The sequence below is a fragment of the Paenibacillus sp. J31R122 genome (assembly GCF_056269185.1).
Map to the genome: position 1 here is coordinate 1 of NZ_JBWDNM010000037.1, position 5,425 is coordinate 5,425.

Annotated in this window: 6 protein-coding genes and 1 pseudogene; 6 read left to right on the forward strand and 1 reads right to left on the reverse strand. The window is 39.9% G+C overall.

What is annotated here, in order from left to right; all coding sequences use genetic code 11:
* The 3 genes from AC0YN7_RS29445 to AC0YN7_RS29455 form a co-directional block, all read left to right on the forward strand.
* The coding region (locus tag AC0YN7_RS29445) for a hypothetical protein (protein WP_475813573.1) at positions 1–229 on the forward strand (229 nt) is incomplete at its 5' end.
* A gap of 296 nt (positions 230–525) precedes the next feature.
* Positions 526–789: a WGxxGxxG family protein gene (locus tag AC0YN7_RS29450; protein ID WP_475813574.1), complete on the forward strand. Its 264-nt coding sequence runs from the start codon at positions 526–528 to the stop codon at positions 787–789.
* 426 nt (positions 790–1,215) lie between these two features.
* Positions 1,216–1,734, forward strand: coding sequence for a DUF3231 family protein (locus AC0YN7_RS29455; RefSeq protein WP_475813575.1), 519 nt, complete (start codon positions 1,216–1,218; stop codon positions 1,732–1,734).
* A gap of 541 nt (positions 1,735–2,275) precedes the next feature.
* Here the strand turns inward: AC0YN7_RS29455 and AC0YN7_RS29460 are convergent.
* Positions 2,276–2,491: a hypothetical protein gene (locus AC0YN7_RS29460; protein ID WP_475813576.1), complete on the reverse strand. Its 216-nt coding sequence runs from the start codon at positions 2,489–2,491 to the stop codon at positions 2,276–2,278.
* 183 nt (positions 2,492–2,674) lie between these two features.
* Between AC0YN7_RS29460 and AC0YN7_RS29465 the strand changes: the two genes are divergently transcribed.
* From AC0YN7_RS29465 to hisB, 3 genes and pseudogenes are all read left to right on the forward strand, one after another.
* Positions 2,675–3,220, forward strand: a complete 546-nt coding sequence (locus tag AC0YN7_RS29465) for an RNA polymerase sigma factor (RefSeq protein ID WP_475813577.1) — start codon at positions 2,675–2,677, stop codon at positions 3,218–3,220.
* Positions 3,221–3,223: 3 nt separating this feature from the next.
* Positions 3,224–4,177, forward strand: a complete 954-nt coding sequence (locus AC0YN7_RS29470; protein ID WP_475813578.1) for a DUF4871 domain-containing protein — start codon at positions 3,224–3,226, stop codon at positions 4,175–4,177.
* Between the two features lie 294 nt (positions 4,178–4,471).
* Positions 4,472–5,056 (forward strand): annotated as a pseudogene (hisB, locus tag AC0YN7_RS29475) (imidazoleglycerol-phosphate dehydratase HisB).
* The last annotated feature ends 369 nt before the right edge of the window (positions 5,057–5,425 follow it).

A 5,425-nucleotide genomic window follows, 5' to 3' on the forward strand; every position in this document is an offset into this window, starting at 1 on the left:
AACGGTTGCAACTACTAAGACTACTAAATTAGCAGCTCGATTTCCTCTTTACCTGCTTACAAAATATAAAAACATTCGAATAAGATCTATCCAGAAGGCCCATTCTATGGGTCTTTTGCGTTTCAATAACCTTACCCATGTTCTTCCGTATTCAAACCTGTCCTTCATTCAGCAGGCTCATATGTCTTTTCAAAAATGTCAGGTTTGCACGGGTAAAATTCACCGTTAACGCCTTTAATGATCCAGTCGTTAGGCGCTGCGCGCAGAGGTCCTTCTAATGTAGCTACAAGCAATTCACCACTTCGAAATTCAGCATCACCGCCAACAAACTTTTCAATTTCATCAAAATTGCCCTTAAATTGTATAGCCTCGATAACTACAGGTTTTTTTTCTAAATTTCATAGATAATTCCTCCTCATGTTTCTGTATTCAATTCTTATCACAAGAATTAAATGAAAGAATATTTGTTTTATTGAATGGGAATCATATACTCGTTAAGAATTTAAATACAAGGAGAATATGAAAATGAAAAAAATATGCTCAATACTAATCGCATTTTCAATCATGTCGTTTGCAATATCTGTCCCCGTATTTGCGAACCAATCACATCAAACGGATATTATGACTTTGGATAACAACCGTATGAATAACAACGGAACAGACATGAACACGAACAATTACCGAACTAATGCCGCAGCTGATGATAACGACATGGATTGGGGCTGGTTAGGCTTACTTGGTTTGGCGGGCTTGCTTGGGTTAAGAAGCCGCAACCGGGAACGCACCTAACAAGAATACAAATATGCTTTTATCGATTGAATCAGATTTGCTTGCATTATCTTCGAGCTGTTGAGTAATTAAATCTGTAAAAAAAAGGTGAGCTCACAGCAACATGAAATGTGTCTATTGTGAAAATTTGAAGCAAATAAAAGGAAGAAAACATATATGCTTCATCTGCACCATCGTTAAGGTCCGTACAGGTTATCCAACAATTTAGTTTCATCGGACCCGTACCTAAAAATATGGGTCCTGTTGTAGACTCCTGGTAGTAAAAGGCCCATTCTATGGGTCTTTTGCGTTTCGATAACCCCCTACCCATATTCTTAAATATTTAGACTGCGAGTTAATTTGAAATAGACATATAGATTTACATTAATTTTGTACAACTGGATATAATAAGCCAGTTCAAAATTTAAAATTGAAGGAGAGATTTAAATGGGAATTTTAAGCGGTAATCCTAAAGATGAACCAATGCACTATGGCGAAATATTTAGTGTCTGGACGGCATCCACTGTAGCTAAAGGTGCAGTATCATGTTACCAAGCATACTTAAATCATGCCGGAGACAAAGAGTTAAAAAAAACACTGGATGCTCTTATTGATCAAGCTAAGCTGGAGATTAAAGAACTCGATACTCTGCTTACTGACAATGGGATTACTCCTACGCCAGTGATGCCGGAAAGACCACCAGTTAAACTTGAAGACATTCCAGTAGGTGCAAGATTCTCTGACCTTGAGATTGCCGCTAAAATTGCGGCTGACGCATCATTAGGGCTGGTAGCTTGCAGTCAAGCTATGGGTCAATCTGTTAGAGAGGATATTGGTGCTTTATTTGCTAAATACCATCTCACTAAAACAGCTATAGGCTTAAAAATACTCCAGTTGAGCAAAGAAAAGGGTTGGCTTATCCCACCACCACTTCAAGTAAAGCGACCTGAGACTGTTAACGCATAAATTTTAATTTAATCCTGCCCCTCGGGCGGGATTTTTTTTGCATTTTGCCCTTAAATTTCAGCACTCAGTGAATGTATGTTAACCGTTTATCCTTTCTTCTCACCAATTTAAAACCCCGTTATGGGATACTAATATAGCGTTGTTCACAAAATTATTAGACGAATGCACTAACAAGTTACATTCCTTAGACATAAAATCTAATATCATAAATTTTCAGGAGGCCTTAACGATTAGCATGAAGAAGAAATCAAAGAAATTAAAATCATACATTCGCTTGCATGGTCATCTTATTAAAAGCTCATTTAATGAGCTTAAGTTTTTGGAACCCCATCCAAATAAGAAATTAAAGTCTCTACTCCACCAGATGTATTATTACTTACCATCTGAATCCTCTAAAAAAAAATGACGTCTATTCTAACAGGGTTGTCTGGGATAAAACTTTTTATATGATCCCAGTTGCCCTTTTAGAAAGTACAACGTGATCCTCTCTTGCATCTAGTACCTCCCATGATCTTCAATATTCATTCAGATACTTGACTGCCTAAATCGGATAATTTGAATGTATCTGCATTTTAATCCTTGCCCTCATCCCGATCATAGACGGGAACACAACCTCAAATCTTTTTATCTTTACATACTGCTCATCCTTCAGAACTTCGACCGATTCAGGCAAAGGAATTTCTTTCGTACCTGTATCTAAAAAACTTTTTTCATTCGTTCCGAATAAATAAACGTACATGTAACCGTCTTTTATCATCCCTTCGACTCCTTCACAAAATAATGGTATTTGGTACTCTTAAAAAGTAAGCAAAGATGCTAGAGTTGTCGGCTCGGCTTGGCTGCTTCAAGGGAAGGGTCTCAGCAAGCAAAAGATATAATTTATTTTGTAATATGGAACCATTTGGTGCAAACTACGGTCTTATTTATTGGGGTGAAGGCATTGACAGACCAGTGGGATTACTTAAAGCATCTGGCAAAGGGTTATGATCGGAGTATCGTGCTTCGTGATTTGATGGATTCGTTCGGAAGTGATGTGTGGAATTTCGCTTACTTTTTGACAAATTGTTCCGATGTCGCCGACGATATCTCACAAGAGGTTTTCCTAGCAGCATATAACAGCTTGTACGCATTTCGAGGAGACTGTTCGATTAAAAGCTGGTTACTAACGATAACGAGGAATAAAGCACTGCATTATTTGCAAAGCGCCTTCATCCGTAAAGTGACCCTGACCGATAAATTTATGAAACGTGGGACCTCTCCAGCTGCGGAACAGGTGGTATTCGATCGTCTAGATAACCGCGCGGTTTGGGGTGCAGTCATGCAGCTGCCCCGCAAATACAGAGAGGTATTGGTTCTGGATTTTCATTACGGACTGAAGCAAAAAGAAATCGCCATTTTGTTGAAAGTATCAGAAGGTACAGTTAAATCAAGATCGCATCGAGCCAAGAAACGGATGAGTGAACTGTTAACCCGTGAGGAGGTATAAAACATGAGCGAGGAAAAACCGGCTTGGGTCAAAAGTATGGCGGAACCGCCTTTTGCTAGTCGTCAGTTTACAGCAGATTTGAAGAATAAGGTGCTTCAGCGGGCGGGTGAATCGCAGAGAAACCATTTTTCTATAATATCGGCTGTATGTGTACCTCTGGTGATAGCATCTCTTGTTATCGGCTGGTCTCAATTCAAAGACGAGGTGTTACCTTCCAGAATCAAACCGCACATCGAAATATCCGGTAATCCTACAGCACGGAATACCTATTACGATCAGGGACGTCGGTTATTCACAGTTAATCCCGAACCGTATGCGAAGGCGGGTACAACCGTGGGATATATTTTTCATTTTGATGAGCCCTTAGAAACCTATTTAGAAAAAACGCTGACGCTTCAAGCTGTCCATCTCCAATCGGGCGCAAAGGAGACGTTATCTTCCGAAGTTATTACGAAGCCAAGTCCCGGTTATACGGGATTGGAAAGATACACAGTCCGTTTCGTTTTGCCGTTGGAGGGGATGTGGGAACTGAATGTCCTGTTGAACGATAAGCCTTACGGAAATGTAGAGCTGTTTATGCTTAAACCTTCTTGGGACATTACGCCCAAGTTTCAATCCGGTGCTTACATGATGCGCGGGGTCGAGAAAAAGGTGGGTTTTATCGATGCTGGCTTCATTGCCGGGAAAACCCAAAAATACATGTGGCATTTCTGGGGAAAAGATGATCTTCTTAACGGGCCCTTTGAGGTGAAAGCGGTGAAACAAGGTACAGACAAGATGATCGTTGTTTACTCCTCAAACAAGTTAAGCTCCGCGAATGCCTTGGCCGGTAAGTTGAACGGAGCTGACCGTCACGTCGTCACCTCGATGGAGTTGCCTGAAGCAGGGCGTTGGCGGCTACTTCCTTACGTAAAGGGACAACTGCTTGATACGATTGTCGTAGAGGTATCGAAATAAAATAACTTTCATAAGAAAAGGACCCTCTAGGCCTTTTTATGCAATATCCGAGCCATTACGCTAACGGGAAACGTTAGTTAAACAAATAAGGGGTAGTTTGCGGCAGCTGCTCCCTTTCTTTATTAAGCAAACGGGCAGATTAGCGTGGCTGACCGACTTACATAACTTTACATTATCGCTTTAGTGCGATAATATATTAGAGAAGTAAAGCAATAAAGGATATGGTCTTAATCGAATTCATTCGGCTAGCAATACCAAAAGGCAATACCTCAGTTAAGAAGGGAGTTTGTTATGATGCGAGAGGCATTAATTAACAGAAAAACAAAAGAAACAGAAATTAAACTGGAGCTTAATCTCGATGAATACAGTGAAGGTAACATCAATACGGGAATTGGATTCTTTAACCATATGCTCACGCTTTTTGCTTTTAGGGCAGGAATAAAACTAAATGTGGATTGCAAGGGTGATTTATAGATAGATGGGCATCACACGGTTGAGGACATTGGAATATGCTTGGGGCAAGCAATCAAAAAGGCTATAGGGGATAAAAAAGGCATAAACCGTTATGGTAGTTCGCGTATACCTATGGATGAGAGCTTAGCATTAGTGGATTTGAGTATAGCTAATCGCTCTTTTTTAGTGTTTAACGTGGAAATGCCGTCAACACGAGCAGGCGAGTTTGAAACCGAATTAACCGAAGAGTTTTTTCTCGCTGTAGCGCATAATAGCGGGATAACCATGCACATCAATTTGGAATACGGTAGAAATACACACCATATAAATGAGGCAATTTTCGTGGCATTCGGCGATGCGTTGAATAAAGCAATTAGGATAACAGGCAATGTTATTCCGTCTACGAAGGGTACGTTATCATTATGAAAAAAATATGTATAGACGCTTACGTGTAAAAAATTATGGGGAGGAATTTGTTTCATTGGACATCTGACGATTACGCTAACGGAGAACTATAGCGTAACAATCACCAGGACGAGGCTGCCTTCAATGAACAGCAGCCTCATTGAGCTAACGGGCAGGATAGTTTAATAATTTCACGAATACTCTTCATATGGAATGCTTTACAAATTCGTAAAGCAGACGTTATCGTAAATCAGCTAAATAAATTGGATGGGTGGATTCAATGAAGAAATATAAAGTATTAATTTTAAGTGGCACTGTCGTAATTGCAGCAGTTATTTATTTCTTAATTGATTATCATCAGCCTAGACATATAGAAGCGAATTATAGCAG

Excerpts from the sequence above, each read along its gene's own strand:
- AC0YN7_RS29450 (WP_475813574.1), top strand. The coding sequence starts at position 526 with ATGAAAAAAATATGCTCAATACTAATCGCATTTTCAATCATGTCGTTT.
- AC0YN7_RS29455 (WP_475813575.1), top strand. The coding sequence starts at position 1,216 with ATGGGAATTTTAAGCGGTAATCCTAAAGATGAACCAATGCACTATGGC.
- AC0YN7_RS29460 (WP_475813576.1), bottom strand. The coding sequence starts at position 2,491 with ATGATAAAAGACGGTTACATGTACGTTTATTTATTCGGAACGAATGAA.
- AC0YN7_RS29470 (WP_475813578.1), top strand. The coding sequence starts at position 3,224 with ATGAGCGAGGAAAAACCGGCTTGGGTCAAAAGTATGGCGGAACCGCCT.